The sequence below is a fragment of the Streptomyces sp. NPDC127097 genome (assembly GCF_042724075.1).
Lineage (GTDB): Bacteria > Actinomycetota > Actinomycetes > Streptomycetales > Streptomycetaceae > Streptomyces.
Window position 1 is genome coordinate 67,367 of the sequence record NZ_JBHXFI010000007.1, and the last position, 24,503, is coordinate 91,869.

At 70.5% G+C, this 24,503-nt stretch carries 24 protein-coding genes; 5 read left to right on the forward strand and 19 right to left on the reverse strand.

The window, feature by feature from the left end:
- Window positions 1-101 precede the first annotated feature (101 nt).
- From ACFWJW_RS08570 to ACFWJW_RS08595, 6 genes are all read right to left on the reverse strand, one after another.
- Entirely contained in the window at window positions 102-1,415 is a 1,314-nt protein-coding gene (locus tag ACFWJW_RS08570; RefSeq protein WP_387236757.1) for a PP2C family protein-serine/threonine phosphatase, read from the reverse strand.
- Entirely contained in the window at window positions 1,412-2,425 is a 1,014-nt protein-coding gene (locus ACFWJW_RS08575; protein ID WP_387236759.1) for a SpoIIE family protein phosphatase, read from the reverse strand. Before ACFWJW_RS08575 ends, ACFWJW_RS08570 begins: the two co-directional genes overlap by 4 nt.
- Window positions 2,422-2,874, reverse strand: coding sequence for an ATP-binding protein (locus tag ACFWJW_RS08580; RefSeq protein WP_387236761.1), 453 nt, complete (start codon window positions 2,872-2,874; stop codon window positions 2,422-2,424). Before ACFWJW_RS08580 ends, ACFWJW_RS08575 begins: the two co-directional genes overlap by 4 nt.
- Window positions 2,875-2,878: 4 nt before the next feature.
- Entirely contained in the window at window positions 2,879-3,295 is a 417-nt protein-coding gene (locus tag ACFWJW_RS08585; RefSeq protein ID WP_387236763.1) for an STAS domain-containing protein, read from the reverse strand.
- Window positions 3,292-4,170, reverse strand: coding sequence for an STAS domain-containing protein (locus tag ACFWJW_RS08590; protein WP_387236765.1), 879 nt, complete (start codon window positions 4,168-4,170; stop codon window positions 3,292-3,294). The genes ACFWJW_RS08585 and ACFWJW_RS08590 overlap by 4 nt, the downstream gene beginning before the upstream one ends.
- A 451-nt stretch (window positions 4,171-4,621) precedes the next feature.
- On the reverse strand, window positions 4,622-5,803 hold the full coding sequence (locus ACFWJW_RS08595) for a PP2C family protein-serine/threonine phosphatase (protein WP_387236767.1): 1,182 nt from the start codon (window positions 5,801-5,803) through the stop codon (window positions 4,622-4,624).
- 80 nt (window positions 5,804-5,883) lie between these two features.
- Here ACFWJW_RS08595 and ACFWJW_RS08600 point away from each other — a divergent pair, with 80 nt between their 5' ends.
- Window positions 5,884-6,393: a MarR family winged helix-turn-helix transcriptional regulator gene (locus ACFWJW_RS08600; protein ID WP_387236769.1), complete on the forward strand. Its 510-nt coding sequence runs from the start codon at window positions 5,884-5,886 to the stop codon at window positions 6,391-6,393.
- Window positions 6,394-6,646: 253 nt separating this feature from the next.
- Here the strand turns inward: ACFWJW_RS08600 and ACFWJW_RS08605 are convergent, their stop codons facing one another.
- Window positions 6,647-7,087, reverse strand: coding sequence for a MarR family winged helix-turn-helix transcriptional regulator (locus ACFWJW_RS08605; protein ID WP_387236771.1), 441 nt, complete (start codon window positions 7,085-7,087; stop codon window positions 6,647-6,649).
- Window positions 7,088-7,158: 71 nt separating this feature from the next.
- On the opposite strand from ACFWJW_RS08605, the gene ACFWJW_RS08610 reads away from it, so the two are divergent.
- Window positions 7,159-7,533 carry a cupin domain-containing protein gene (locus tag ACFWJW_RS08610; protein ID WP_387236773.1) on the forward strand — a complete coding sequence of 125 codons (375 nt, stop codon included), beginning with the start codon at window positions 7,159-7,161 and terminating at the stop codon, window positions 7,531-7,533.
- 46 nt (window positions 7,534-7,579) lie between these two features.
- Here the strand turns inward: ACFWJW_RS08610 and ACFWJW_RS08615 are convergent, their stop codons facing one another.
- Both ACFWJW_RS08615 and ACFWJW_RS08620 read right to left on the reverse strand, forming a co-directional pair.
- The gene (locus tag ACFWJW_RS08615; RefSeq protein ID WP_387236775.1) at window positions 7,580-8,533 is read right to left on the reverse strand and encodes a hypothetical protein; all 954 of its coding nucleotides are present in this window, start codon (window positions 8,531-8,533) and stop codon (window positions 7,580-7,582) included.
- 467 nt (window positions 8,534-9,000) lie between these two features.
- Window positions 9,001-9,759 (reverse strand): PIG-L family deacetylase, encoded by a 759-nt coding sequence (locus ACFWJW_RS08620; protein WP_387236777.1) that lies wholly within the window; start codon window positions 9,757-9,759, stop codon window positions 9,001-9,003.
- Between the two features lie 295 nt (window positions 9,760-10,054).
- On the opposite strand from ACFWJW_RS08620, the gene ACFWJW_RS08625 reads away from it, so the two are divergent.
- Together ACFWJW_RS08625 and ACFWJW_RS08630 are read left to right on the forward strand one after the other, a co-directional pair.
- On the forward strand, window positions 10,055-10,906 hold the full coding sequence (locus ACFWJW_RS08625) for a YqjF family protein (protein ID WP_387236779.1): 852 nt from the start codon (window positions 10,055-10,057) through the stop codon (window positions 10,904-10,906).
- Window positions 10,890-11,096 carry a hypothetical protein gene (locus ACFWJW_RS08630; protein ID WP_387236781.1) on the forward strand — a complete coding sequence of 69 codons (207 nt, stop codon included), beginning with the start codon at window positions 10,890-10,892 and terminating at the stop codon, window positions 11,094-11,096. The genes ACFWJW_RS08625 and ACFWJW_RS08630 overlap by 17 nt, the downstream gene beginning before the upstream one ends.
- Before the next feature lie 33 nt (window positions 11,097-11,129).
- Here the strand turns inward: ACFWJW_RS08630 and ACFWJW_RS08635 are convergent, their stop codons facing one another.
- On the reverse strand, window positions 11,130-12,980 hold the full coding sequence (locus ACFWJW_RS08635) for a beta-galactosidase family protein (protein WP_387236783.1): 1,851 nt from the start codon (window positions 12,978-12,980) through the stop codon (window positions 11,130-11,132).
- A gap of 254 nt (window positions 12,981-13,234) precedes the next feature.
- On the opposite strand from ACFWJW_RS08635, the gene ACFWJW_RS08640 reads away from it, so the two are divergent.
- Window positions 13,235-14,677: a hypothetical protein gene (locus ACFWJW_RS08640; RefSeq protein ID WP_387236785.1), complete on the forward strand. Its 1,443-nt coding sequence runs from the start codon at window positions 13,235-13,237 to the stop codon at window positions 14,675-14,677.
- A 31-nt stretch (window positions 14,678-14,708) separates the two neighbouring features.
- On the opposite strand, the gene ACFWJW_RS08645 is transcribed toward ACFWJW_RS08640, so the two are convergent.
- The 9 genes from ACFWJW_RS08645 to ACFWJW_RS08685 all read right to left on the reverse strand — a co-directional run bounded on the left by ACFWJW_RS08645 (window position 14,709) and on the right by ACFWJW_RS08685 (window position 24,331).
- On the reverse strand, window positions 14,709-16,799 hold the full coding sequence (locus tag ACFWJW_RS08645) for a serine/threonine-protein kinase (RefSeq protein WP_387236787.1): 2,091 nt from the start codon (window positions 16,797-16,799) through the stop codon (window positions 14,709-14,711).
- A 57-nt stretch (window positions 16,800-16,856) separates the two neighbouring features.
- Entirely contained in the window at window positions 16,857-19,040 is a 2,184-nt protein-coding gene (locus ACFWJW_RS08650) for a protein kinase (protein ID WP_387236789.1), read from the reverse strand.
- 4 nt (window positions 19,041-19,044) lie between these two features.
- Complete coding sequence (locus tag ACFWJW_RS08655; protein ID WP_387236791.1) at window positions 19,045-19,917, reverse strand: serine/threonine protein kinase; 873 nt, start codon at window positions 19,915-19,917, stop codon at window positions 19,045-19,047.
- A 259-nt stretch (window positions 19,918-20,176) separates the two neighbouring features.
- Window positions 20,177-20,995, reverse strand: a complete 819-nt coding sequence (locus ACFWJW_RS08660; protein WP_387236793.1) for an ABC transporter permease — start codon at window positions 20,993-20,995, stop codon at window positions 20,177-20,179.
- The gene (locus ACFWJW_RS08665; protein ID WP_387236794.1) at window positions 20,992-22,011 is read right to left on the reverse strand and encodes an ATP-binding cassette domain-containing protein; all 1,020 of its coding nucleotides are present in this window, start codon (window positions 22,009-22,011) and stop codon (window positions 20,992-20,994) included. The genes ACFWJW_RS08660 and ACFWJW_RS08665 overlap by 4 nt, the downstream gene beginning before the upstream one ends.
- Window positions 22,012-22,325: 314 nt before the next feature.
- On the reverse strand, window positions 22,326-22,718 hold the full coding sequence (locus tag ACFWJW_RS08670) for a hypothetical protein (RefSeq protein ID WP_387236796.1): 393 nt from the start codon (window positions 22,716-22,718) through the stop codon (window positions 22,326-22,328).
- 41 nt (window positions 22,719-22,759) lie between these two features.
- Complete coding sequence (locus tag ACFWJW_RS08675) at window positions 22,760-23,143, reverse strand: hypothetical protein (RefSeq protein WP_387236798.1); 384 nt, start codon at window positions 23,141-23,143, stop codon at window positions 22,760-22,762.
- 28 nt (window positions 23,144-23,171) lie between these two features.
- Window positions 23,172-23,864, reverse strand: coding sequence for a hypothetical protein (locus ACFWJW_RS08680; protein WP_387236800.1), 693 nt, complete (start codon window positions 23,862-23,864; stop codon window positions 23,172-23,174).
- Between the two features lie 92 nt (window positions 23,865-23,956).
- Window positions 23,957-24,331 (reverse strand): hypothetical protein, encoded by a 375-nt coding sequence (locus tag ACFWJW_RS08685; RefSeq protein ID WP_387236802.1) that lies wholly within the window; start codon window positions 24,329-24,331, stop codon window positions 23,957-23,959.
- Window positions 24,332-24,503 lie beyond the last annotated feature (172 nt).

Sequence of the window (24,503 nt, forward strand, 5' to 3'; positions counted from 1 at the left end):
CCCCGCTCGTAGGGTCCCGTTCGCGGCGGCTGTCCGAGACGCGTCTACCCAGACAGTTGGTCGCGAAAAGGGCCTCTTCGGCCCGCGGTGGAGTGCGGTGCTCACGGCTGCCCTGCCAACGGGCGCCTGGCCTGCGGGATTTGTGTCCGGCGGACGGCCAGGGCGAGCGTGTCGTCCGGGTGCAGGATGACGGTGTGCATGTCCTCCGCGACGGCGCCGGGGATCTCCCGCACCGGGCGTCCGGCATGGGCCTGGGCGGTCTTGACGAGGCGCGCCTCGCCCTCGATGGGGTCCCGCCGGCTCTCGGTCAGGCCGTCGGTGTAGAGCATGAGGAGATCGCCCTCGTGCAAAGTGTCCGCCAGCACGGACTCGCTCCCGGGAAGCGGGAACCCGATGCCCCGGCCGCGGACCTCCAGGTAGTCGGCGCTCCCGTCGGCGCGGACGACCAGAGCCGGCGGGTGGCTGCCGTTGGCCAGACGCAGTGCGCCGGTCCCGGGGTGGATCCGGGCCAGCAGGACGGTGGCCATGATGTCGGGGTCGAACGGCGCGAGGATGTCATGGGTACGGGCCACGATGGATTCCAGCGGATGGCCTTCGAGGGCCAGGGTGCGCACGGCGTGCGTGACGTTGAGCGCGCTGCGGGTACTGCGCACGCCGTGGCCCAGCGCGTCCACGACCGTGATGTGCACCGTGCCGTCGGGAAGCAGCAGCCAGTCGTAGAAGTCACCCCCGGTGGGTGCGTCCGTATCGGCCGGCGCGTAGTGCACGGCGAGCTCCATCCCGTCGACGGCGATCGGCGGGGGCCGTAGCGCGTCCTCCAGTTCGCGCAGGATCTGGCCGTGCGCCCGGCGCAACTGCTCGTCCCGCTCCTCCAGTTGGACGTAGAGGGCGAGCACGCCGCTGTTGGTCTCGGCGAGTTCGTCCTTGAGCCGGTGCAGTTCGGTGCTGAGGGTCTCGGCGCGGGAGAGCGCGACAGCGAGATCACTTTCGAGCGCCGCGATCTCCGCCTCGTACGCCTCGGCGGCCGCCACCTCGCGGGTACGGGCCGGCGCGGCTCCCCGGGGCGCGGGCGGCACGGCGGAGGGCGGCGGGCCCTCCCCTTCGGTGAGCGGGAGGTGCCAGGCAACGGTGCCCTCCGGCGTGGTCCGCCCGGGCAGCGGCAGGTCGGCCGGGCTCGGTGACGCCGCGGTCGGTCCGGCGTGCAGCGTGACGGCCAGCAGGGTTTGTCCGCCGGGCGCGGTGCGCTCAACGGCCTCCAGGCGGACGGGGCCGCCGGCGTCGAGGGCGGCCGTGGCCATCCGGGCAACGGAGAGCAGCAGCCGCGCCCCGTTGTGGGACGGAAGCCGGTGCGCCTCGCAGATTCCCCGGACGGCGCGGCGCAGGCTCGGCAGGGTATGGAAGGTGTGGGGGCTCACGGGAGTCTCTGGCTCGGTCGGGCGGCGATCACGGTCGCATCGTCGCGGCTGAGGCGGTGGCTGTGGGCGAGGGACGCGGCGAGGAGGAGCGGCGGCAGCCGGTGCACGAAGGCCGAGGGCGACCGGGCCCATCGCTGGTCGATGCCGTCGGAGTGCAGCACCGCGGTGGCACCGGGCGGTACGGGAAAGGCCCGCACTTGCGGCGTCGCCATGTTCAGACCGGCTATACCGGGCTGGCCGGTCAGGCGGTGGCCCACGTCGAGCGGAGTCAGCGTCAGGACCCGTACGTTGCCGATGCCGCTGTACTCCGCCCGGCCGGGGTGCAGGCGCAACAGCCCCACCGCCGCGCCCCGGGTGCGGCGCAGCGCCCGGTGCAGGGCGGTGAGGAGTTCGGGCAGGGGAAGGTCCGGGGCCCGGTGGAAGGCCCGTATGGCCGTCTGCGCGGCCTCGGCCGCCTGTGGGCCGTGCCCGAGGCCGTCGACCACGAGCGCGGTGCGGGCGGTGCCCTGATCGACCACGGCGCAGGCATCGCCGCTGAGTTGCTCGCGGTCCGCGGGCAGGCAGATGGCTCCCACCTCCTGGTCGGCCGGGTGGGTGGCCTCGGGCTCGGTGAGGCGGGCGCAGACGAGGGTGCCGGCCCCGGGCTGCGTACGGATGGTGAGGCCGGTCGCTATCCGCCTCACGGCGCCCAGCCCGGCCCCGAGGGTGTTGCTGGTGGTGTAGCCGTCGGCGAGGCACTGCTGGAGTGCGCCGATGCCCGGGCCACGGTCCGCGGCGAGGATCTCCATCCCGCCGCCCAGCGGCAGGGGCTGGATGAACAGCGAGCCGCTGCTGGCGTGTTTGGCCAGGTTGCTGGCGAGTTCCGAGGCGATGACGGCGGCCTGGTCGGGCAGGGCGCCCGGCAGGCCGCAGCGCCCGGCCACCGCACGGGCGGTCTCGGCGGCCAGATGGACGGCGCTGTAGTGGTCCACGGCGATATGTGCCGTCGGCGAGGTCTCGGGGGAAGTCACCGCCCCGCCCATCGCGTGGCGATCACGGTCGTGCCCTGTCCGGGCACGGTGTGCAGTTCGAAGTCGTTCATCAGACGTCGGGCGCCCCCCAGGCCGTGACCGAGTCCCGCGCCGGTGGTGAAGCCGTCGGCCAGCGCCGCGTCGGTGTCCACGATGCCGGGGCCCTCGTCCTTGACCGTCAGACGCAACCCCGCGTTTCCCGCCAGCGTCAGCTGATCGATGGTCACGGAGCCCCCTCCGCCGTGGATGTAGGCGTTGCGGGCCAGTTCGCTGGCGGCGGTGACCACCCGGGTCTGGTCGACGATGCTGAATCCGGCACGTAGGGTGGCCGCCCGTACGGCGTGGCGGACGGTCAGCAGGTCTTCTTCGGTGCGCACGTGGTGGACCGTCCGCTCCGTGTGCGCGGCACGGCCGGCGGCGTCGGGCGACGTGGGGGCGAGGGCCACCACGCGGTCAGTGTTCCGGGCGGAACTCACCCAGGCCCCCTCCGGACGGTTTCGGGCTCTGGTGCCAGCCCATCGCAGCCATCGCTTGCTCGGCGTTGAGTGCCGTCTCCACACCGGTGAGCTGGAGTCCCAGCTCGACGAGGGTGATGGCTACCGGCGGCCGCATGCCGGCGACGATCACCCGGGCGCCCAGCAGCCGCGCCATGGTGGTCAGCTCCATCAACGTACGGGCCACGAAGGAATCGACGATCTCCAGCCGGGAGATGTCGATGAGGACACCACTGGCTCCGTCGCTGCTGATCCGGTTGGTGAGCTCCTCGGTGAACGCCACGGCGGTCTTGTCGTCGAGTTCGTTGAGGAGGCCGGTGACCAGCACGTCCCCCAGACGCAGGATCGGGACTCCGCCCGAGGCCGGCGTGCTCATCGCTTGTCCAGCGACGCGTGGTCCGATACGGCGGCGTCGGTGAGCTTCACGGCCTCTCCGAGGGCGTCGGCAAGGGTGGCGCGGGTCAGGATCGTCGACAAGTCGATCCCGAGCTGCGCGATGGTCTGGGCGATGGGCGGCCGGATGCCGCTGATGACGCAGTCCGCGCCCATCAGGCGCACCGCGTTGACGGTGTGCATCAGGTGCTGGGCGACGGCGGTGTCGACGGTGGGCACACCGGTGATGTCGATGATGGCGACCAGCGCCTCGTGCTCCTGAATGGCCTGGAGGAGGTTCTCCATCACCACCTGGGTGCGCGCGGTGTCGAGGGTGCCGATGAGCGGGACGGCCAGGACCTGGCGCCACAGTCTGACGACCGGCGTGGACACCTCCAGCAGCTGCTGGCTCTGCCGGCGGATGATCTCCTCGCGGCCCTCGACGAAGGTCTCGAACGAGAGCGCACCGGCGCTGTCCAGCAGGCGGTTGATCAGCACCGCGCTGGGGAAGAGGTCGTCCCCCTCGCGGGTCCGCCGCTGGACGGCCTCCAGCAGAGCCTCCTTGAGCGACAGCACCGCCAGGGAGGTCGCGGTGGGCGAGACGCCCCTGCGGGCACGGCGCATGGAGATCTCGGACACCGTCCGGTGCATCTCCTCGTGCGAGGTGACCACGCGCTCGACCGGGAGCCCGAGATCCAGGCCCGACAGCAGGGCGCCGACCAGGGCGTCGGCCTCCTCACCGAGCTCGGCCTCGCTCACCTCCCCGTCCAGCGACGGCTGTGCCAGCTGCAACTGCACCCAACGGTCCGAGATCTCATCGGCCTCTTCGCGCAGCACGCTCGTGACACGCTCGCGTGCGGCAGCCTCAGCGGAACCCAACTCTTTGTCCTTTCGGTCCGGCCGACCCGTGGTGACCGTCGGACTGCTCGCCCGACGGGGCGGCCGGGCCGAGCCGCGCTCGTCGATAGTTGCCTTCCGGCAAATGTTATCGAGCGCGATCAAGCCCGGTAACCCACGGGCCCCCTCTTCACCCGCCGAGGCGGGGAATGGCCGGACGGCCGAATCGGTGCGGTGGTTTTGCGGCCGAAGAGCGGATATGAGACCCCTGCCCCTTCCGGCGTCCGGCGGTCCGCCGACCCTGGGAGCGGGCAGCGGGCCGCACTTCGCCGTTGACCCCCCAGCGGCTACCGGCGACAAGAGCCGTAGCAGGTCGGCGGTGACGGACCCGGGCTACGGGCCGGAGGCCGCCGCCCGCCGAGTGCCCCGGCGACGGATCTCACAATGGCGGCGAACTCAAGGACGCCGACCACGGCCGCACAACGATCGGCACTCAGTCGAGCCCCTCACCGAACCAGTCAAAACACAGCACCAAGGCATCATCCAGCGTCTCCGCCGCACGGTATTCGGCCACATCACGCAGCAGCGCACCCGGCACCAGCGCGGCCGGCAGCAGCCGCGTGGCGTGCAGCGACCGCGCGAGCGCCGCCTCGACATACTTTCCGCCGCGCGGCGAGGGCGCCTCGTACACCCCGTCACTCACGAAGACCAGCCGGTCCCCCGGCTCGACCGCGAAGCTCTCGGCCGCGTAGTGCGACTCCTCGAACATGCCCAGGGGCAGCTGCCGGTCCGGCTCGATGCGCTCGACGGTCCTGCCCCGCAGCCGCCACATCTGCGGCGACCCCGCGTCGATGAGCTCCATCCGCCCCGTCGCGAGGTCGACGCGCGTGAGCAGCGTCGAGACGTGGGACGCGCCCTGGTAGTGGTCGTACACCGCCTGGTCGGCCAAGGCCGCCTGGTCGGCGAGGTCGACGCCGGCCCGCCGGGCGTTGCGCAGCGCGCTGACGGCGAGGTGGGTCAGGAGCGCCGCGTCGATGCCCTGCCCCATGCCGTTGGTGACGGCGAGGGTCAGTTCGTCGCCGTCCGAGGCCCAGTCGAAGTTGTCGCCGTGCACGGCGTAGGCGGGCTCCAGCTGGGCGCCGACGGCGTACTGCGCGGCGATGCAGGCCCGGGCAGGCAGCAGCTGCCACTGCATCTCGGCCGCCAGGGTGAGGCGGCTGATACGGCGCACCCGCTGATAGACATCGGTGTCCCGCTCGGCGACCAGGATCTCGTGCCCCAGCTGGTCGACGACCTGCCTGAGCTCATCCAGGACCGCGGGGGTGGAACGGTCACCGGGAAGCCTGACCGTCAGAATGCCGATCCGGTCTCCACGCACCGTCATCGGGAGATGGTGGTCCACGGCGTCACCGTGCGGCACCTGCTGCGCCCGGCGCTCCTGGCTCCCCAGCGCACGCCCTTCCGGACTGCTGGAGATGGGCAGCGGTCCGCCCTCGTCCCCCGAGGAGTCGCACGGGCTGAGGACCGTGCCGCCGTAGTCCGTCAGATACAGGCGCACCGAAGTGGCCCCATAGGCGGTGGCGAGATGGTCACGCACGGTGTCGAGCAGGGCGTGCGGTGCCGACGCGCGCAACGCCCGGCCCACATCGATGTCGTCCGTCATGCCGTCCGTCATGCCTTCACTGCCCCCCTTCGTGCCGCGCCAAGGGCAGGGTCGGTCTGACAACAGGACGCACAGGGTGACAGAGTGTTCGTGTGTCCCGTTTCACCAGTCGGTCCCCTTCCCGCGAGCAGGCGAGCGCGGCGGCTCTCGCCGCCTCCGAGCTGCTCGAGGTTCTGTGGGGACGTGGACAGGAGGCGGCGCGCTCGGCGGAGGTCTCCCCTTCGCAGCTCCGCGCACTCCTCGTACTGGAAAAGCGGGAAGGCACGAACCTGCGCACCCTCGCCGAAGCGCTCGCCTCGCGGCCGCCGGCGGTCAGCAGACTCTGCGACCGCCTGGAGGCGATGGGCCTGGCCGAACGGGGCCCCAGCGCGACCAGCCGGCGCGAGGTCGAGCTGAGGCTGAGCCTGCGCGGCAGAGTGCTGCTGGAGGAGTACCGCGCGGCACGGAGCCGGGACGTCACGGCCACCCTGGAGCAGATGGAACCCGCCGATGTCGCCAAGCTCGCGGCCGGCCTGGAAGCCTTCCACGCGGCGTTCGCCCGGCGCGCGGCCGACGAGGGCGGCCCTTCCGTCCGGGACGACAGCGTCGCGGACAGTGCCTAGCCTCACCTGAACTCCGCCTCTCGAGCCGACATCCCCCACCGGAAACGCGCTGCGCGGACGGAGCAAAAGGATCTTCGCCGCACGAGGGACGCTATCAAACCGGCCTTTCGCCACCGGCCGTTCGGACGAACGGGCTGGGGGCGTGCCTTCGAGAGCAAAGTCGGCAAGTGCCCCTCGCCGGTCGAGCCACATCGCCCCCAAGGGGGGTGAGGGTGCTTTGAGCTCAAGTGCGTGCCGTCGGCGGCCGGTTCGGTTACCAGGACGGACGGATCGGGCCACGGGGGGCGATCCGGTTGAGGCCGCTGACGAGTGCGGCGAAGCGGGCTTCGCCCAGGGCCTCCCGCCAGGGTGCGACGGCGGTCCGGGCGGCCTCATCGGCGGCGCGGGTGGCGGCCCGGCCCTTCTCGGTGAGTTCGAGGAGCTTGGCGCGGGCGTCCCGGGGGTGCGGATGGCGGGCCACGTAGCCCTTGCGGACCAACTCCTCGACGAGTTGGGCGGCGGCCTGCTTGGTCACCCCCAGGTGCTCGGCGAGGTCGGCCGTGGTGGCGCCGCCGGCAGAAATGCGGGCGAAGGCGAAGCCGTGGGCCGGGCGCAGGTCCTCGAACCCCCGGCGGGACACCTGCTCGTGAATCTCCTGCACCAACTGGCCGGAGAGGGCGAGCACGAGGGCGGAGAGGGCCATGGCGTCATCCATGGGTTGACTATAACTGGTCAGGCTGCTTGTCTATATGGACAAGTAGCCTGACTAAATGAAGGCGGTCCAGCATGCCTTTTCTTCGCGGTGACGAGGCCGCCGTGTACGAGATACACGGCACCCGTTTCACGTCCTACGTGCGTACGGACACCGGCAGCCGGGACCTCGCGGCGTGGCGCGGTGAGGTCCCGGCCGGAACCGTGGCTCCGGCACACGAGATCAGCCAGGAGGAAGTGTTCTATGTCCTGACCGGCCGACTGCGGCTCAGCATCGACGGCGATACCGCCGATCTCGGTGCCGGCGACGCGGCGGTGGCCCCCGCGGGGTCCGTCCTGGCGGTGGCCAACCCGGGCGACGAGCCGGCGCAGATGTGGGTCACCACCCGCATCGGCCTCAGCGCCAAGCTGGCCGATGGCAGCACCCTCACGCCACCCTGGGCCACTTGAGCCGGGGGTGGCGTCCGGGCCGGGCTTCCGCCCGCGGGTCAGCGCCCTAGATCACGCGCTTGAACCAGGTGATCGGGCTGGTGGTGTCGCGGGCCTGGACATAGACGCGGGCCGGCACGGCCACCATCCGCTGCTCGGTGTCGTTGTTCTGCCGATAGACGAGGTAGCCGGTGTAGTACGCACCATTTCCCCGGGGTTCCAGCCAGCCCTTCTTCTTGCCGTCGGGCACATTGATCTCGACGTCGGTTTCCAGGGTGTTCTGGAGCTTCTTGGTGGAGGTGGCCGCGTAGCTGTAGGTGAAACTCGCCTCTACCGGAATCTCACTCTTTCCGTCGCCGATCTTGGGCGTGATCTTTCCACCTATTGACCAGCCCTCCGTCTCGCTCTTTTCGTCAGCCACCGAGCTGGAGATCTTGTAGGTCAGTTTCCCGCCGCCGGCCAGGCCGTCTCCGGCCGACCCCTTGACCGGGTATTTCTCGGAGAGCTTGCCCACGAACGCGCACGGTGGCTTCTGCCCCACCCGCGACGCATCGTGGTTCTGCCGATTGCAGAGCTGATCGAGGTTCTCCTGGGTCCACTCGTCCTTGTAGGCGCCCTTGCCGGTGAAGACGGGTGCCGTGTAGTTGGCCGACTCCTTGAGCCCTGAGATGGGCTGGTAAAGCCTCTTGGCGCTCTCGCGGGCAGGTTCCTTGGTATTGGGGTCCTCGGCGAATGTCTGGGCCGCGGCCTGGGCGTCCTTGATGGCCTGATCGGGGTCGTAGTTGACCTGCCCGCCCTTCACATCCGAAAGGTTGACCTGCTTGTCATCGAGCCCGGTGGGCAGCCCCATCACGCTCTCGGAGTCCTTGACCGGCGTCCACTTGGCCATGTCCGCCATGACCTCGTCATCGGATTCATAGAGGCGGTCGGGTACTGCGGGCTTTTCGTCGGCGAAGGCCGGCGCCTGCGAACCGAGTACCGACACTCCGGCGAGAAACGCAGTCGTGACAGCGATTGCCATGCGTCTGCTTCCGCGCCGGCGCCGGGCGGCGGCTGAGGTAGGTATGGACATGAGACTCTCCCTTTCACCTGGAACGGAACACCCCTCGGTCACGCACGTACGCACAGCTGAAGCGCGACGGAGAAGGAAGAAGAAGACGGCGCTGCCTGACGCCTGGAGCTCTTGCCAAGGGCACGGACTTCGAGCGTGTGAAATCCTGGTGCCGTGGCCGGCTTCAGAGCCTTGTAGGTCTCTGTCGATTAAGGAGACGGAAGTCATTCACGCCCGGTTGCGTTGAACCGACCGGTAGCTTCCGGCGAATACGGCACACGCTGTGGCCGCACTACGTACCAACAAGCGCAGCGCCGCCGAGGGGGAGCGGTTTCGTCGCCACGACGCCTTCGGGAATCGCTCCGCGGGCCATTCGCGAAATCAATGCCGATGAGTTCGGGAGCCGCTGCCGCCTTCGTCGCGGACTGGACCGCGCGTCAGACGGTGAGCCCCGTCCGGGGTGCCGCCGGAGTGATGAGGGTGTGGCGGATGTACCACTCGGTAGCGAAGAGCCGCTCCCGTGCATCCGGCGGCAGGCCGGCGATCAGGCCCGGCAGAGCGCCCCGCTCCACCTCGGAGCGATGGGCCAGTACGGCGGCGATCTTCTGCTCGATCCACGGGCTGACGTCGACGGTTGCGGAGACCTGTTCGTCCGGAACGCTGTACACCGCCTTGCGCGTACCGATCACCTCTCGCAGCGCCGGCACGGCCGAGTGCGGGTGCGTGGCCAAGTAGAGCGCATGTGGCTGCCAGGGGGCACCGGCATCCGGATAGAGCTGAGCGAGTCCGGCAGCCTGGGCGGCCAGCATGGTCACCCGGTGGGTGTGTACGTGATCCGGATGGCCGGGCAGCCCGCCATAGGCGTCGTGAGTGACCATGATGTCCGGGCGGAATGCGCGGATGTGCGTCACCACCCGCCCCACCGCCTCGTCGAGCGGCGCCTCGCAGAACCGCACACAGCGCGGGGCCGAGTCCGGTACCCGCGCATCGGCGTAGCCGAGCATCCGCGGCTTGCCCGCACCGAGGATCCGCAGGGCCTCGGCCAACTCCTCAGCGCGATGCGTGCCGTGGGCCCAGGTCGCCGTGACGACCGCGGTACGCGCGCCCTCAGCCGCATGACGGGCGAGCACTCCGCCCGCCGACAACGATTCGTCGTCCGGGTGCGCGAAGACGGCGAGCAAGCTCGGGGCGGGCATGGGAAGACACCTTCCGTGCTGGCCACGACGGATACCGACGGCCCTCCTGGTCCAAGCATCGAGCGTACAGCCGAGCTCGCCACGATTGTCGTGGCGAGTGGCTGCGGCGGGGCCGAGTTGAAGGTGTCAGGTGGCGGTCGGACCGGTCGAACCGGTTGAACCGGTTGAACCGGTCGAACCGGTCGAACCGGTCGAACCGGTCGGGCCAGTCGGACCGGTCGGGCCAGTCGGACCGGTCGGACCTTGGTGCGTAGCCCGGGACCGGCCTCGGGGAACCGTCTGCCACGATGGCGCCGTGCTGCCCGAACTCGCCGCGCCGGAGCCCGTCACCGTCGAGCCGCCCCACGCCCTCGCGCCGGTCCTGCTCACCCAGAGCTGGCTCGATCTGGCGTTCCTCCACTGGGCCGTTGATCCGGCGGAGGTGGCTCCCCTGCTGCCGGCCGGGACGGTTCCGGACACCTTCGACGGAGCCACCTACGTCGGGCTGGTGGCGTTCCGGATGCATCGGGTCGGTTGGTTCAAGCTTCCGGGCATCCCCTATCTCGGCTCCTTCCCGGAGACGAATGTCCGTCTCTACTCGGTGGACGGCAACGGACGGCGCGGGGTGGTCTTCCGGTCCCTGGACGCCTCCCGCCTGATACCGGTGGCCTTCGCGCGAGCCGTGGTCCGGCTGCCGTACCTGTGGTCCCGGATGTCCGTCCGGCACGACGGCGACACCGTCAGCTACACCAGCACCCGGCGCTGGCCCGGTCCACGCGGGGCACATTGCCGGATCACCCTGCGGAAGGGCGCTCCCGTGGCAGCGCCCACCGCACTCGAACACTTTCTGACCGCGCGCTGGGGCCTGCACCGTACGTTTCACGGGCGGCCGTCGTATCTGCACAACGCCCATCCGCGCTGGCCACTGCACCGGGCAGAGTTGCTGCACCTCGACGAGAACCTGATCGCGGCGGCGGGCCTGTCCACGCCGATGGGGCAGCCTCTCAGTGTGCTGTACTCCCCCGGTGTCCCGGTGACGTTCGGCCGCCCGACCCCGGGCGTCCGAGCCCTGCGGTCTGGGCGCGCTTGCCGTGCTGCCTGCGCTGCCTGCGCTGCCTGCGCTGCCTGCGCTGCCTGCGACGGTGATCAGCATGACCAGCACAAGTAGCCCTGCGGCTCAGGCCGCGGAGACAGCGGCAGCCCTCTTCAACTCTCCTGACGGCGGTGTCGGCTCCGAGCCCGTACCCGTCCTGACCTACTCCGCCGGAGCGGATCGTCTCGCCCGCCCTGAGGCGCTGCGTCCGGTGTACGAGGCGATGGCGGAACGTGCCCCGGACCATCAAGTTGCAGGTGGTTAGCGCACCCACACCGGCCGGCCAATGAAGCAGCGCCTAACCGATGTCAGGCTCGCCCCGTACCTCGATCCGGTCCCCCGGCCGCTCCATCTCCAGAACGACGAGCTCGTTCCGCCCCCGCCGCCACAGATGGCTCGGCGCGTACAGGGTGGCCTGCGGTCCGAGGGACCAGTACCGGCCGAGCGCGAACCCGTTGAGCCACACCATGCCCTTGTCCCAGCCCGGAAAGGCGAGGAAGCCGTCCGCAGGGGTGTCGACATGGATGCGGGCCCGGTGGAACGCGGGGCCGGTCGGCGCGTCTCCGGTGCCGAACTTCAGGGCCGAGAGGTCGTCGAGGGGCAGCCGGCGGATCTCCCAGTCGGTCAGTTCGTCCTCGCCGAGGAGGACCTTGCCGCTGATTCCCTTGGGGTCATTCAGTCCCTGACCGAAGTTGATCCGCCCGGTGGGATCGACCAGGAGGTCGAGGGTGCCGGACGCGCCGGCCACGGTGAAGTCGACGGTGTGCTCCGGCTGGTTGCGGTCAAAGGTGCCGATCCGCTTGCCGTCGCCGAACACCAGCGCACGGTCGCCCAGGCCCGTGAGCTTCAGGCTCTTGGTTCCCTGCGGCCCCCGCACCCGAGTGCGGTAGTGGATCAGGCCGTACGACTGCCCGACCGCCTCCATGTGATCGGGAGTTCTCCGCCGTACCGGAGTGCTCAGCGTGTCGAGGGCGTCCATCAGCGGCACGGACGCGCGGACGGCGACCCGCTGGGCCGGCAGGCGGCGTGGTGTGGCCGGCAGGGGTGTGCTCGGCAAGGTGGTGTACTTGGCCAGTACGTCACGCACCTGGTGGAATTTCTCGGTGAGTTCGCCGGATTCGCTGATCGGCGAGTCATAGTCGTAGCTGGTGACGGTGGGCTGGTAGTGGCTGCCGCTCAGGTTGGCGCCCGCGTACCAGCCGAAGTTGGTTCCGCCCACCGCCATATAGAAGTTGATCGACGCTCCCGCCTCAAGGAGCTTCGCCACGTCGGCAGCGGTCTGCGCCGGATCCGTGGTGTGGTGCGGTTCTCCCCAGTGGTCGAACCAGCCGTCCCAGAACTCCGTGCAGAACAGGGGCTTGTCCGGCTGGAATTTACGCAGCTCGGCGAACGGACCCGTCGGATCCCCGGCGAAGTTGACGGTGGAGAGGAGGTCGGGGAGGCTGCCGTTCCTCAGCATGTCCTGGCTGGCCCCGTTGGAGCAGAACAGCAGGCTGTCCACGCCCTGCGCCCGCATGGTGTCCCGCAGATGTTCCAGATGCGCATGGTCGTCGCCGTAGCTGCCGTACTCGTTCTCGACCTGCATGGCGATGATGGGTCCGCCGCGCGTGGCCTGTAGATCGACGAACCGGGGCAGCAGTTCCGCGAACCAGGCGTCCACCGCCCGCTCGTAGGCGGGGTCGGAGCGGCGCAGCGGCGCGTCCTTGTCCTTGAGGAGCCAGGCCGGCAGGCCGCCGAAGTCCCATTCCGCGCAGATGTAGGGTCCCGGTCGCACGATCACCTTGAGCCCGACCTCGTCCGCGATCCGTACGAAGGACCGGACGTCGCGCCATCCGGTGAAGTCGGCCTTCCCCTCGTGCGGTTGGTGGAAGTTCCAGGCGACGTAGGTCTCCATCGTGTTGAGGCCCATGGCCCGCATCCGCAGCAACCGGTCACGCCAGTCCTTGGGATGTGTCCGGAAGTAGTGGAAGGCACCCGAGAGGATCCGGAACGGCTCGCCGTCCAGCAGAAATTCGTTCCCGCGCACGGTCAGCCCCCGCGGACTGTCGGCCTGCGCCAGGGTCGTACGGCCACCGCCCAGGGCCACACCCATGGACGCGGCGCCCACCATGGCCGCACTCACGAATCTACGCCGGCTGAACTGCGTCATCTCTGCTCTCCTCGACTCGACCGACCGTCATGCAAGGTTCGAACATGTTCAGTGGTGCGCGGTTCTGTGCCTTGAGAGTGTCATGTAGAACAGAAACGAGCACAAGGGTTCGTGACCGGGCTCGGCTCGGCAAGGGGCACCAGCGCCTCGTCGCGGACCAGGAAGCGCCCTCGCTGAGGTGGTGAGCACCGGCTGAGAGGAGCATCACAGGGCAACGGGTCATTGCCCACGCCCAGTTCGAGGAGACTTCCTGAATGCTCGAAACGTTGTGGTCCGTCATCATGCTCGCCATGGTGCTGACGGGGGGCGCCTTGGTGCTGACGGGACTCGTCTGGATGCTCATTACTCTGCGGAGGATGGATCCCGAGGACCGTTGGCGGGACCCGGCCCTCGTGCGCCCCCGGGTACGAGCCCTCGCGGACCGGACGTACCACTTGGTGCTACGGGTGCATGCCCGCACGGTGGGCACGGTAGCGCGCTGGTATGTGCGGTGGGGCGCCCGGTGCACTACGCATCATCTGCGCTGGGCCCGGAGTGGGTTCGGTCCGAACGCGGAGCGGTTGCTCCCTCGTTCCCATGCGGTGCGCACCGCGGTGTACGACTGGTACTGCACCATGCCGCTGGCGGGCATCGCCTACGTCATCAAGGCATGCGTACTGCTCCTGGTGACGGTCAACATAGGCGTCATCGTGACCACACTGGTGACCGGCGTGACGCACCTGTGGGAGAAGAGCAAGCAGGCGAACGCGCCGTGGTGGGCTCCCGGAGGCTCGCCTGCGGACCCGGTCGTCAAGGGCGGTGGGAGCGACCGGTCGGAGCCGCTCCTCGCGCTGATGGCGGCACTGCGCAGGGTGGGCGCGGTGGTCGCGGAGAAGGTGGGCGCCCAACTCTCGGCACTCACCGATCCGTTGGGCAGGCCCATGGAGGCGATCATCGCGGCCGCTGCGCTCGTTCTGGTCGCGATGATGCTGCTGGCGTCGCGCGTCGCCTGGCTCGCGCTCCGGCAGGTGGCGCGACCTTCCTACCAGGATCTCGGTCCGCATTACGCCGAGCCCCGCACCCGGTTCACATGGGCCCGGAGGCTGCTGAGTCTGCGGGTGGAGACGAACAAGGAGAACCGGCCGGTAGTGGTGTTGGTGAACTGTCTCGCCAGGGTGGGGGCCGCCCGGTCGTATCACCGCTGGACACTCCGCAGCCGCAGCCCGCTGGCGGCACCACGGGTACAGCTGGCGGACGCGGAACGGGTGGTGTGGTCGGCCTGGCGGACCCGGCACGCGACGATCCGCGGTGTGCTGCGGGCCCAGCACAAAGAGCACGCGGCAGAGGTGGTGGGGGCGTTGCGCATGCTGGAGACCCGGCAGGACACGGATGCCGACAGGGGGCGGGTATTCGAGGACATGGCGCGGATGCTGGCGAAGATCGCCGAGCGTTACGCGCAGGGCCGCACCCTTGCGCTGTTGGACCCCGACGACCTCAACGGCGCCTCCCGGGCGGTCAATCGGGAGTGGGTACGCATGGTCATCCTCGGCGTCGTCGTCACCGGTTCGGCGGTGGGAGCCTCCGCACTGGGCGTGTCGGATGCCGCGATCGCCCAGGTCGTGGGCATCGTCAGCCTGGTCATGGTCGGTCTGCTGTACGGCGCCCGGCTCACGCCGACGGACCTCCTCGACGTGGTCCGTGGGCAGAGCCGTAAGTGAGCGGGAGCGGGAGGTCGGGAAAAAGCAGGCCCTAGTAGACCGGCAGCGCCAGCAGTGTCGCGCGGTTGAGGACGAAGAGGCGATTGCCGGCGGCGGCCAGGGAGCGGCTCTGGCCGCCGGTGAGCGCGAATGTCTGGGGCCGGCCCTCTCCGGCACGCGGCAGGCCGCTCACGCCGGTGTCGGCGCTCTCCACGATCCAGACGCTGTTCCCCTGGACGACCGGTGGCCGCCATGGCGGGACGACGCCGGCGACCATCATCGGGTCCGCGGCCTGGCTGCCGTCGGCGTGCAGGGACCGCAGCGCCTCGCAGTCCAGCGCATGGATCACTCCGCCGGCCACGGTGGGCGGGCCCCATCCGCCGGTGCCCCGCCTGGGCGGTCGCAGCGGGCTCTGGGCCCACAGCTCGCGGCCGTCGGTGGCCCGCACCGCCGCCAGGCTGTTGCCGCCGAGGTAGACGGTTCCGCCGTCGATGGCGGGACGCAGCCGTCCCGCGGCCTGCCCCTTGCGGACCCAGGCGCGGGAACCGTCGTCGGCACGGACCGCGGCCACGTCCCCCGACTCCGTGCAGAACACCAGATGGCCGGCGCCGAGGGCCGCGGCCGGGTGACCGCCCGACAGCGTCAGCGGTGGCCGCCGGGTCCAGCGCACCTTCCCGTCCGTCCCGACGCAGCGCAGCCGGCCGTCGGCGGTCAGCAGGTAGACCGCGTCGGCGTCCGCGGCCAGCAGGGCGCCGACCTCCGCGTCCACCGTCCAGCGGGGGGATCCGGTGGCGGCCACCCAGGTGCGCAGCGTCCCCTCGCCGTCGGCGGTGGCCACCAGCCGGTCGCCGATCGACAGGTAGCCGGCGTCCGCCTTCGCCTCGTCGATCCGCCACTTCTCCCGGCCGTCGGTGACCCGGCGGGCCGCGATGCCGCCGCCGGAGGCCGCGAACACCACCACGTCGCGCACCGGCAGCGGGGCCGGCGACGCGGCGTCGGCCACGTCCTGGACCGGTCCCCACAGCGGTTCCGGGGAGCCCTCGGCGGAGCCGAGCGGGGCGGCCCGCACCGTTGCGGCCGGCGGGATGTCGAAGGGGTCGGACGGGGCGTCGCCCCGGCTGAGCCACCAGGCGGTGCCGCCGCCCGCCGCGGCCAGCAGCGCCCCACCGCCGGCGGCCGCCACCAGCAGCCGCCGGCGGGTGAGTCTGGGCGCGCCCCCGGCCGCGCCGCCGTCGAGGGAGGCCGAGGATCCGGCCGGACGGGCCGTCAGGCGACGGGCAGTCACTTCCCGTTGGCGGATCTCCTGCCCCAATGGGCCGGACTTCCAGAGCCGTTCGGGCTGGCGCGGGGCCGCCGCGGCGTCGGCGACATGGGTGGGCTGCGGGCGGGCCGCCGGGTCCTTGGCGAAGCAGGGTGTGACGAGGAACCGCAAGCCCTCCGGAACGGCCGCCAGGTCGGGGCTGCCGTGCACGACCTCGTACAGGACGGCGGTGACCTCGGCGCCGGTATACGGGGGCCGGCCGCCCGCGGCGAAGGCGAGGACCGCGCCGAGGGAGAAGACGTCGGCCGCCGGTCCGACGCGCTGCCCGAGGACCTGTTCCGGCGCGCCGTAGCCCGGTGTGACCGGGATCTGCCCGGTACGGGTGAGGGTCAGACCGTGCTCGGGGCGGGCGATACCGAAGTCGATCAGCCGGGGGCCGCGCGAGGTCAGTACGACGTTGGGCGGCTTCACGTCCCGGTGGACCAGCCCCGTGGCGTGCACATCCTGGAGCGTACGGGCCAGTGACCGCGCCAGCTCCCGTACGGCGGCGTCGTCGAGCGGCCCGAAGCGTGCGACGGCATCGTCCAGCGTCGGGCCGGCCAGGAACTCCGTGGCGATCCACGGCCTGCCGCCCTCCAGTTCGGCGGCCAGGACGCGCGCCACGCCCTCGCTGGTCACCGCCTGCGCGGTCCGCGCCTCCCGGAGGAAACGCTCGGCCAGGTGCCCGTCATGGGCGAGTTCCGGGAGCAGGACCTTCACCGCGGCGGGGCTTCCGGAGGCGTCCGCTCCGAAGTAGACCTTGCCCATACCGCCCTCGCCGAGGACGCCGTGGAGTCGGTAGGGGCCCAGGCGCAGCGGATCTCCCTGGCCGAGGGGTTTCACAGTCGGTCGTCTCCTGGATCGTGGAACGGGGCGGGCCGGGCCGGGCCGGGCTGGACGTCAGGCGAGCGGGAGCGCGATGCTCCGCTTCTCCTGACGGACGTAGAGCCGGCCGCCCTCGGGGTCGGTGGTCAGGACCATCGGCTCGGACTCGTACGTCCAGACGGCCTGACGGGCGCGCAGGTCGATGGCGCGCAGGCCCCGGTCGTCGGCGCAGTAGGCGTACCGTTTGCCGACCGCCGGGGCCACATCGCGCTTGTTCTTCCTGCCGGACAGCCCCTTCTCCTGCCAGTTGAGCGTGCCGGAGGTGGCGTCGACGGCGATCAGCCCGCGGTCCGCCTCGGTGCAGTAGACGACTCCGTCGTGGACGGTGGGCACGCCGTAGCTCCGCTCCTCGCCCGCGCTGTCGCCGACGTCGCGCCCGGTCCCGAAGAGCCACGCCAGCTCACCGTCGGACAGCCGGCGGGCGGTCAGGTGCTCGGCGCCCAGGTAGAGGTTCCGGTCGTCGAGGACCAACCGGGAGGGCGCGGTGCCCGCGAACGTCTCGGAGAGCCTCCACAGTTCGCGGCCGTGGCGCTTGTCGTGCACGGAGAGGCGGATGAACTTCGAGCCGAACCTCGGGCTTCCGCACAGCACCACCCGGGAGCCCGCCACGGCGCCGCAGAGCGCGGGCGGAGTGCCCGCGGCCTGCGGTGCTTCCACCGGGCTGCGCCAGCGCTCCTTGCCCGAGTCCAGGTCGGCCGCGACCAAATACCAGCGTCCGCCGGAGGCGGCCCGGGCCACCAGGTACGCGATCCCGTCGGCCACGCACAGCAGCTGGTTGTACTGCTCCTTGCCGGTGAACGCGGAGAGCTCCACCAGGGGTTTGCCCAGTTCGCCGTTGGTCTGCGAGACCTCGCACAACGCCAGTGCCGCACCCGCCTCCTTGTACCCCCGCAGGGCGTACACCCGGCTGCCTTGGGTGGCCGAGCGCCAGGGCTCGGCGACGTTCGCCTGCCAGGTCGACTCGCCCGACTCGGCGTTGATGCCGCACAGCACGATCCCCGCGCGCATGGCCAGGTTGCGGCCCACCCGCAGCACCTCGCCCCCGGAGTCCGGGCAGCGCAGACCGGCGCTCCACAACGGTGCCGGCGGCTTCGGCCGGTCCACGGCGTCCTTCTTCGTGGCGCCGCCCCCGCCCTCGCCGGAGCCCGCGAGCAGGGCCCAGCCCCCGCCGCCGAGGACGCCGCCGCCCAGCAGGGCACCCCCGGCCACGGTCAGCAGCCGCCGCCGGGAGAGACCCGGTACGGGGGCGGCCTCGGCCGGCGGTGCCGCGGCGGGCACCGGCGGCGGCAGGCGGTGCGGCGGCTCGCGCCACACCTCGTCGCTGCGCCGGGCGATCTCCCGCAGCACCGCGTCGGGCAGCAGCTCCGCGAAGCCGCCGCGGTCTGCCGGGGCGCCCCCGGTGGCGTCCAGCGCGGTACGCAGCTCAGTAGTGGACGGGCGGTGCGCGGGGTCCTTGGCCAGACAGCGCACGAGCAGGGGGCGCAGCGGCTCGGGCACCCCGCCGAGGTCCGGCTCGCCGAACCGGACGCGGTACAGCAGATCGGTGGGGGCCCCGCCGCCGAACGGGCCGCGACCGGTGGCGGCGAAGACCAGCACCCCGGCCAGGGCGAACACATCGCCCGCCACCGCGTGTTCCTGGCCCGCCGCCTGTTCGGGCGACATGAACGCCGGCGTCCCCACGGCACTGCCGACGCTCGTCAGATGCTCGTCGCCGAAGGCCCGGGCGATACCGAAGTCGATGATCCGCGGACCCTGCGCGGTCACCAGGACGTTTGACGGCTTCAGGTCGCGGTGCACCACCTCCGACCGGTGCAGCTGCTCCAGCCCCGCGGCGAGTGCCGCGCCGAGGGCACGCACGGCCGCCTCCGGCAGCGGCCCGCCGGCTTCGACGGCGGCGTCCAGCGGCGGTCCCAGGACGTACTCCGTCGCCAGCCACGGGGTCGGTGCCTGGGGGTCGGCGTCGACGACCACCGCCCCGTGCGCGGAGCCGATGACGCGTGCCGCGTCCGCCTCCAGCCGGAAACGGGTGCGCAGTGTGGCGTCCGCGGCGAGACGGGTGTGCAGCGTCTTCACCGCGACCGTGCGTCCGCCCGCCGAACGGGCCAGGTAGACGGTGCCCATCCCGCCTCCGCCGAGGCGGGCGAGGATCCGGAACGGCCCGACGTCGTGCGGGTCGTCGTGCAGAAGTGGGGAGATCATGACCTCAGCGCTCTTGGGTGGGGAGTGCGGCGGCCAGGACCTCCGCGGACTGACGGGACAACGCCTCGACGACCCGGCCGGGAAGCGACACCGGTTCCGTGGCGCCGGCCAGCGCGCCGTATGCCGCGCCCGGCAGCAACTCCCCCAATACTGCTGCCGGTTCGGGACGGTCCTCCGGGGCGCGCGAGCGGCACGCCGTGACGATGTCCCGCAAGCCGGCGGGGATCTCCTGCCGCTCGGGCACGGTGTGCCCGGTCGCCGCGTACGCCAGCACGGCGCCCAGGGCGTAGACATCGGCGGCCCGGTCCGGCGCGGCGCCCGCCGCGATTTCGGGAGCGAGGCAGCCGGTCTCCAGCCCGGTCGCCCGCACGGGGGAAGCCGCCGCCACCGGATGCGCACGGGTCGCACCGAAGCAGCCCAGCAGCGGCCCACAGGCGGTCAGCAACACGCCCGCCGGGCAGACGCCACCGTGCACGAGGCCCAGGACATGGGCCGAGGCCAGGGCTTCGGCGAGCGTGCCGCCGAGCGTACGGACCAACGGTTCGGGCAGTGGGCGGCCGTACGCGGCGAGGACGGCGGGCAGCGGCAGCACAGGCCGGTAGGGCGCGGCGTACCAGGGGAAGGCCGGCGTCCCCCCGACCTGCGCAACCGGCCAGAACCCCGGCTGGGTCAGCCGGGCCGCCTGCCGCACCTCATCCGCCCACCGCGCCGGGTCAGCGCCGGGCGACGGCAGGCAGGCCAGGACGGTGTGCCCGCCGTCGGCACTGCGGGCCAGATAACGGCGCTCGGGAACGCCCCGACTCCCCTCGGCGTCAAGGCGCGCCAACGCCACGAAATCCCCGATCCGCGCAGGATCGTCCTGCCGCAGCCTCTCCACTCGGCTTCTCCCCCGTCAGGCTCGTTAGGGACGTGAGCCTATATACGGCGGGGCGGCAGCTCGGCAGGGGGGCCGCGTGCGGGGCGGCAGCTCGGCAGGGGCCGCGTGCAGGCGCCGGCTGCCCTGGAGGGGCCGCCGCTTCTGAGGCCGCCCGCGCCGGAGCCGGCGATCCGGCCCCAGCAGGCAGCTGGGGCCGGAACCAGGAGTCGGGGCCCTTAGGGGACCGGCCGACCCGCCGCTCCTACGTCTCCTGCCTCTCCTACGCCGACTTCCGATAGGCCCGGAACGCCCGGGTGGCCAGGAAGCCCATGATCAGGACCGCCACCGCGAGCAGTCCCAGCCGCGTCCAGACCGTGCTCCACTCGACGGGTACGAGCATCGCCCGCCGCGCCGCCACCACCGCCCATTCCACGGGGTTGTACGCGGCCACCTGCCGCACCCAGCTCGGAGCGAGGTGAAGGTCCATCACGGCCGAGCTCAGGAACATCAGCGGCAGCGTGGTGAACTGGGAAATCGCGATCAGCGTGGCCTGCTGACGGGTCAGCAGCGCGACGGCGTTGGACAGCGCCGAAAAAATCAGCGCCAGCAGCACCGCGGCCAGGACCGTGACGCCGATCCCGACGACGCCACCCGGGAAGCGGGCGCCGGCGATCAGCGCGAGGACCACGATGACCAGGCTTTGGATGACCGTCTGCATCGCCTGGTAGGCCATGGTCGCGCACATCATGGCGCCCCGGCTGGCAGGAGAGGTCAGCAGCCGGTCCATCACACCGCGGTCGATGTCCTGCAAAGAGGTCGTCCCCGCCCACGCGCTCGCGAACAGCGCGGTCATCATCACCACACCAGGCGTGAGGAACTGGAGGAAACCGCCGCTGCCGAGCGCGAATCCGGGCAGGTTCACGACCGAGCGGAACAGCTGCCCGAACAACAGCAGCCAGATCACCGGCTGCACGAGCCCGATGACGAGGAAGGTGGGCATCCGCCACAGCGTGCGCAGCAGACGGCTGGTGAGGAGGGCGGAGTGTGTGAGCACGGTCAGCGGACGCGTACCGGCGAACTCCCTCTGCACTGTGCTCACTTCGCCACCTCCAGGGCCTTGCGGTCCTCGTCGCCCGCGCCCGCGGCCGTCAGACTCCGGCCGGTGTGCCGGAGGTAGACGTCATCGAGCGAAGGGCGGGACAGCGTCGCGGAGGTCACGCCGATTCCGGCCTCTTCCAGTGCGGCCAGCACCGGCGGCAGCGCCCGCGCACCGTCATCGGTCCGGCCCCGGACCGTGCACCCGTCCACGGTGATCTCGCGTAGCTCCGGCACCCGTTCCAGCACCGCCCGTGCTCTGTCGTCGCCCTCGACCAGCTCGACCTGCACGGCGTCACCGCGCAGCGCACTCTTGAGTTCCTCCGGGGTGCCCGCAGCGACCACGGTGCCGTGGTCGACGATCGCGAGCCGATCGGCGAGGTGGTCGGCCTCGTCGAGGTAGTGCGTGGTGAGCAGGACCGTCATCTGCTCGTCATCGGCCATCCTGGCGATCTCGTGCCACATCTCGCTCCGGGCCTGGGGATCGAGACCCGTCGTCGGCTCGTCGAGGAAGAGCACCTGCGGGCGGTGCATCAGCCCCAGTGCGACATCCAGCTTGCGCGCCATGCCACCGGAGTACGTGCCGACCCGCCGGTTCGCGGCGTCGCTCAGACCGAACCTGTCGATGAGCTCACCGGCCCGCGCCGTGGCGTCGGCCCGGGACATCCCGTGGAGGCGGCCCGCGAGCAGCAGATTTTCGGTCGCGGTCGCCATCGGATCCGTCCCGGGCTGCTGCGCCACGAACCCGATCGCCTGGCGCACCTGATCCGGCCGCGCCGCAACGTCGATACCGGCTACTCGCGCTGATCCCGAGTCAGCGACCGAGAGCGTGGAGAGAATCTTCACCGTGGTGGACTTGCCTGCCCCGTTCGGGCCGAGCAGCCCGAAGACGGTTCCCTTCGCGGCAGCGAAACTCAGTCCCTGCAACGCGGTGACCGGCGGTTTGTTCCTGCCGGCCGAGTAGGTCTTGACTAGATCAACAGCTTCCAGAGCCGTTTTTGCTCGCCGAAGCGCAGCCATCGCCGCACACCCTTGTCAGAATCTGGTGTGACTCCCACCTTCCTGGTGTCATCGGACACGAGGAGGCTGAATGGCGAGGGCGGGACCCTACGGTGAGATGTCGCGTGCGACGTTAGCAAGGGCGCACGAGGGGCTGCAAACGAAATCTCAGCCGGGGAGCCGAGGTCCGGGACAGCCCTGGCCACCATCGTCGCGCTGCTCTTTACCGGGCCTACCGGGCGCGGCACGCGCGGACGCGCCGGCGTCGGCACTCACCGCTACAGGTGCCAAATGGGGCCTGCCCACAGGGTGTCGGCAGGCCCCGGGCGCGGCACTCAGCAGGTGGTGCTGAGAACCTCACCGCCGTTCGGCCAGAGGCCGGTGGTCTGGTAGCAGTGGTTCTTGTCGGAGCTGAGGTCGTACAGGTACTCCTTGGCGCCCCCGTTGCCCATGGCGAAGGTCACGGTTGCCGTGGCTCCCGTCGCCTCTTCGGGGAAGTACGCCTTCCACGTCTGTCCGACCGGCTTGGACGTGTGGCAGTAGTTCTTGCTCTCGATGCCGTCCGGGCCCTTCCACTGGTAGCAGGTGTCGACCAGGAAGCCCGAATTGTTCGAGAACTGAATGTAGTTGCCGGAGCTGGCAGAGGCGGTGGGTGCCGCGGCGACCGTACCCATGAGGGTCAGGCAGGCCATGGCAGCAATCGTCATCGACTTCTTGACAGCGCGCACGCTGGAATTCCTTTCCTGTCCTGCATCGTCTCCGAGGAGGGTCAGCAGCTCTTCTCGGTGATGGACGGGCCCCACGTGTAACCGCTCAGCTCGTAGCAGTGGTTGCTCTTCAAGTCGGTGATCTGCGGAGCTTCGAGATCGCCGATCGCCTGCCCGTGGACGAGCACCGTGACCTCGACGCCCGTGGCATCGGCGGGAATGTCCACGCCCCAGTCCGTGCCGATGGCCTTGTTGTCGTCGCAGCTGTCCGGAGTTGCCGAACCCTGCCACTTGTAGCAGGTCTTGGCGAGGAACCAGCCCTTGTTGGAGAACGCGATGTGACCCGAGTCCTGGGCAGCGGCGGGCGACGCCGTGACGGCCGTGCCGCCGAGGGCGAGCATCAGCGTGGCGACGCCGTAGGCCATGGATCGCTTTGACTTTGACACAGGATTACCTTTCTGAGAGGGAGAGAACTCAGCGACCGTTCAACAGCTGCTGGTCGCACGTGACAATGTCCTGGCCCACCCGCTTCCCTCCCGGGAGGGGAGTCTCGGTACGGAGGCCGGTGATCTGTGCGCCGCCAAACTTTCCGCCCTGGATCGACACGTTGGTGACCTTGCGGTCCATGTCGTAACCCATCTTGAGCATTCCCTTTTGGCCGGGCTTCACAGTGATTCCCACAGCACCTGAGCTGGTTTCGGTGTGGGACTGGGTGAATCCCGCACTGGCGCCGATGCCCAGCCGGTCCTTGACCAGCGTGACGTCGACACTGGCGCCGATATTCCACCCCCAGGAGAAGGTGTGCAGTGCGGTGATCGTCTGGGTGATGTCATTGCCGTTCGGACTACAGTTTTCGATCGGTCCGGTACCCAGGTCCTGGTTCTCCGCGTCATACCATTTGGTGACCTGGCCGGCGTCCTCAGTCGTCGTGGAGGCACACGAAACGGAGAGGCTGCCGCACTGCTGGAGTGCCTCCAGCACGTCGGCCTGCCGGGTCAGCGTGGTGCCGTTGTCGTACTTGACGGTCGCGCTTCCCTCGTTGAGCCAGTTGTCGGTGTGGCCATTGATCTCTTGCAAGGGCGCAGCCGCGGACGCCGCGGGCGCAGCCACGGCAAGTGCCATCGCAGACGCGGCGGCGGCGATTCCTGCCCGGTATCGGAAGGTCATGGGACGTTCTCGCTTTCTCGGCAACGGGAGCCTTACGGCTCAGGGGTTGTATGAGGTACTGACACCGGCCGGATCTGCCGGATCAGCCGGATTCAGCAACCGACTTCCAGAAGCTTCGAGTTGAAGGCGGTCCCGCTCACCTCGACACAGCGGTTCTTGCTGGGGTCCACGGCGATGCTGTCCGAGGGGGATTCCCAGGGGAAGTTCTTGAGGTCGATCACCACTTGGGTGGTGTTCGGCGGGACCCCCACCGTGTACGAATCGCCCATCGGGCGGGAGATGTTGCAGTAGTTCTTGTCCTCCGCGCCCACGAACGTGTAGCAGGTGGTGGCGGCTATCGCGGCGTTCTGCTTGATCTGGACGTGCGTGCCCTCCGCCGCAGACGCGGTGGTGGCGAACGCCCCCAGCGGCAGACATGCACCAGCTACGGTGGCCAGGCCGAGCAGAACCTTGCTACGCCTCTTCATACGACTCGATCCTTTCTCGAGAATTCACGAAGGCGACACCGTCCGCTGCACAACCCGTTCCGGGGCGCCCATCGTGTTCGCGTCATCAGTGATGGTGTGACAGTTCCCATTGTTGGTAGCCAATCCCGGACCGAGAACCCCTGTTTTGGCTATGGGCCCATAGCCAGGGCCA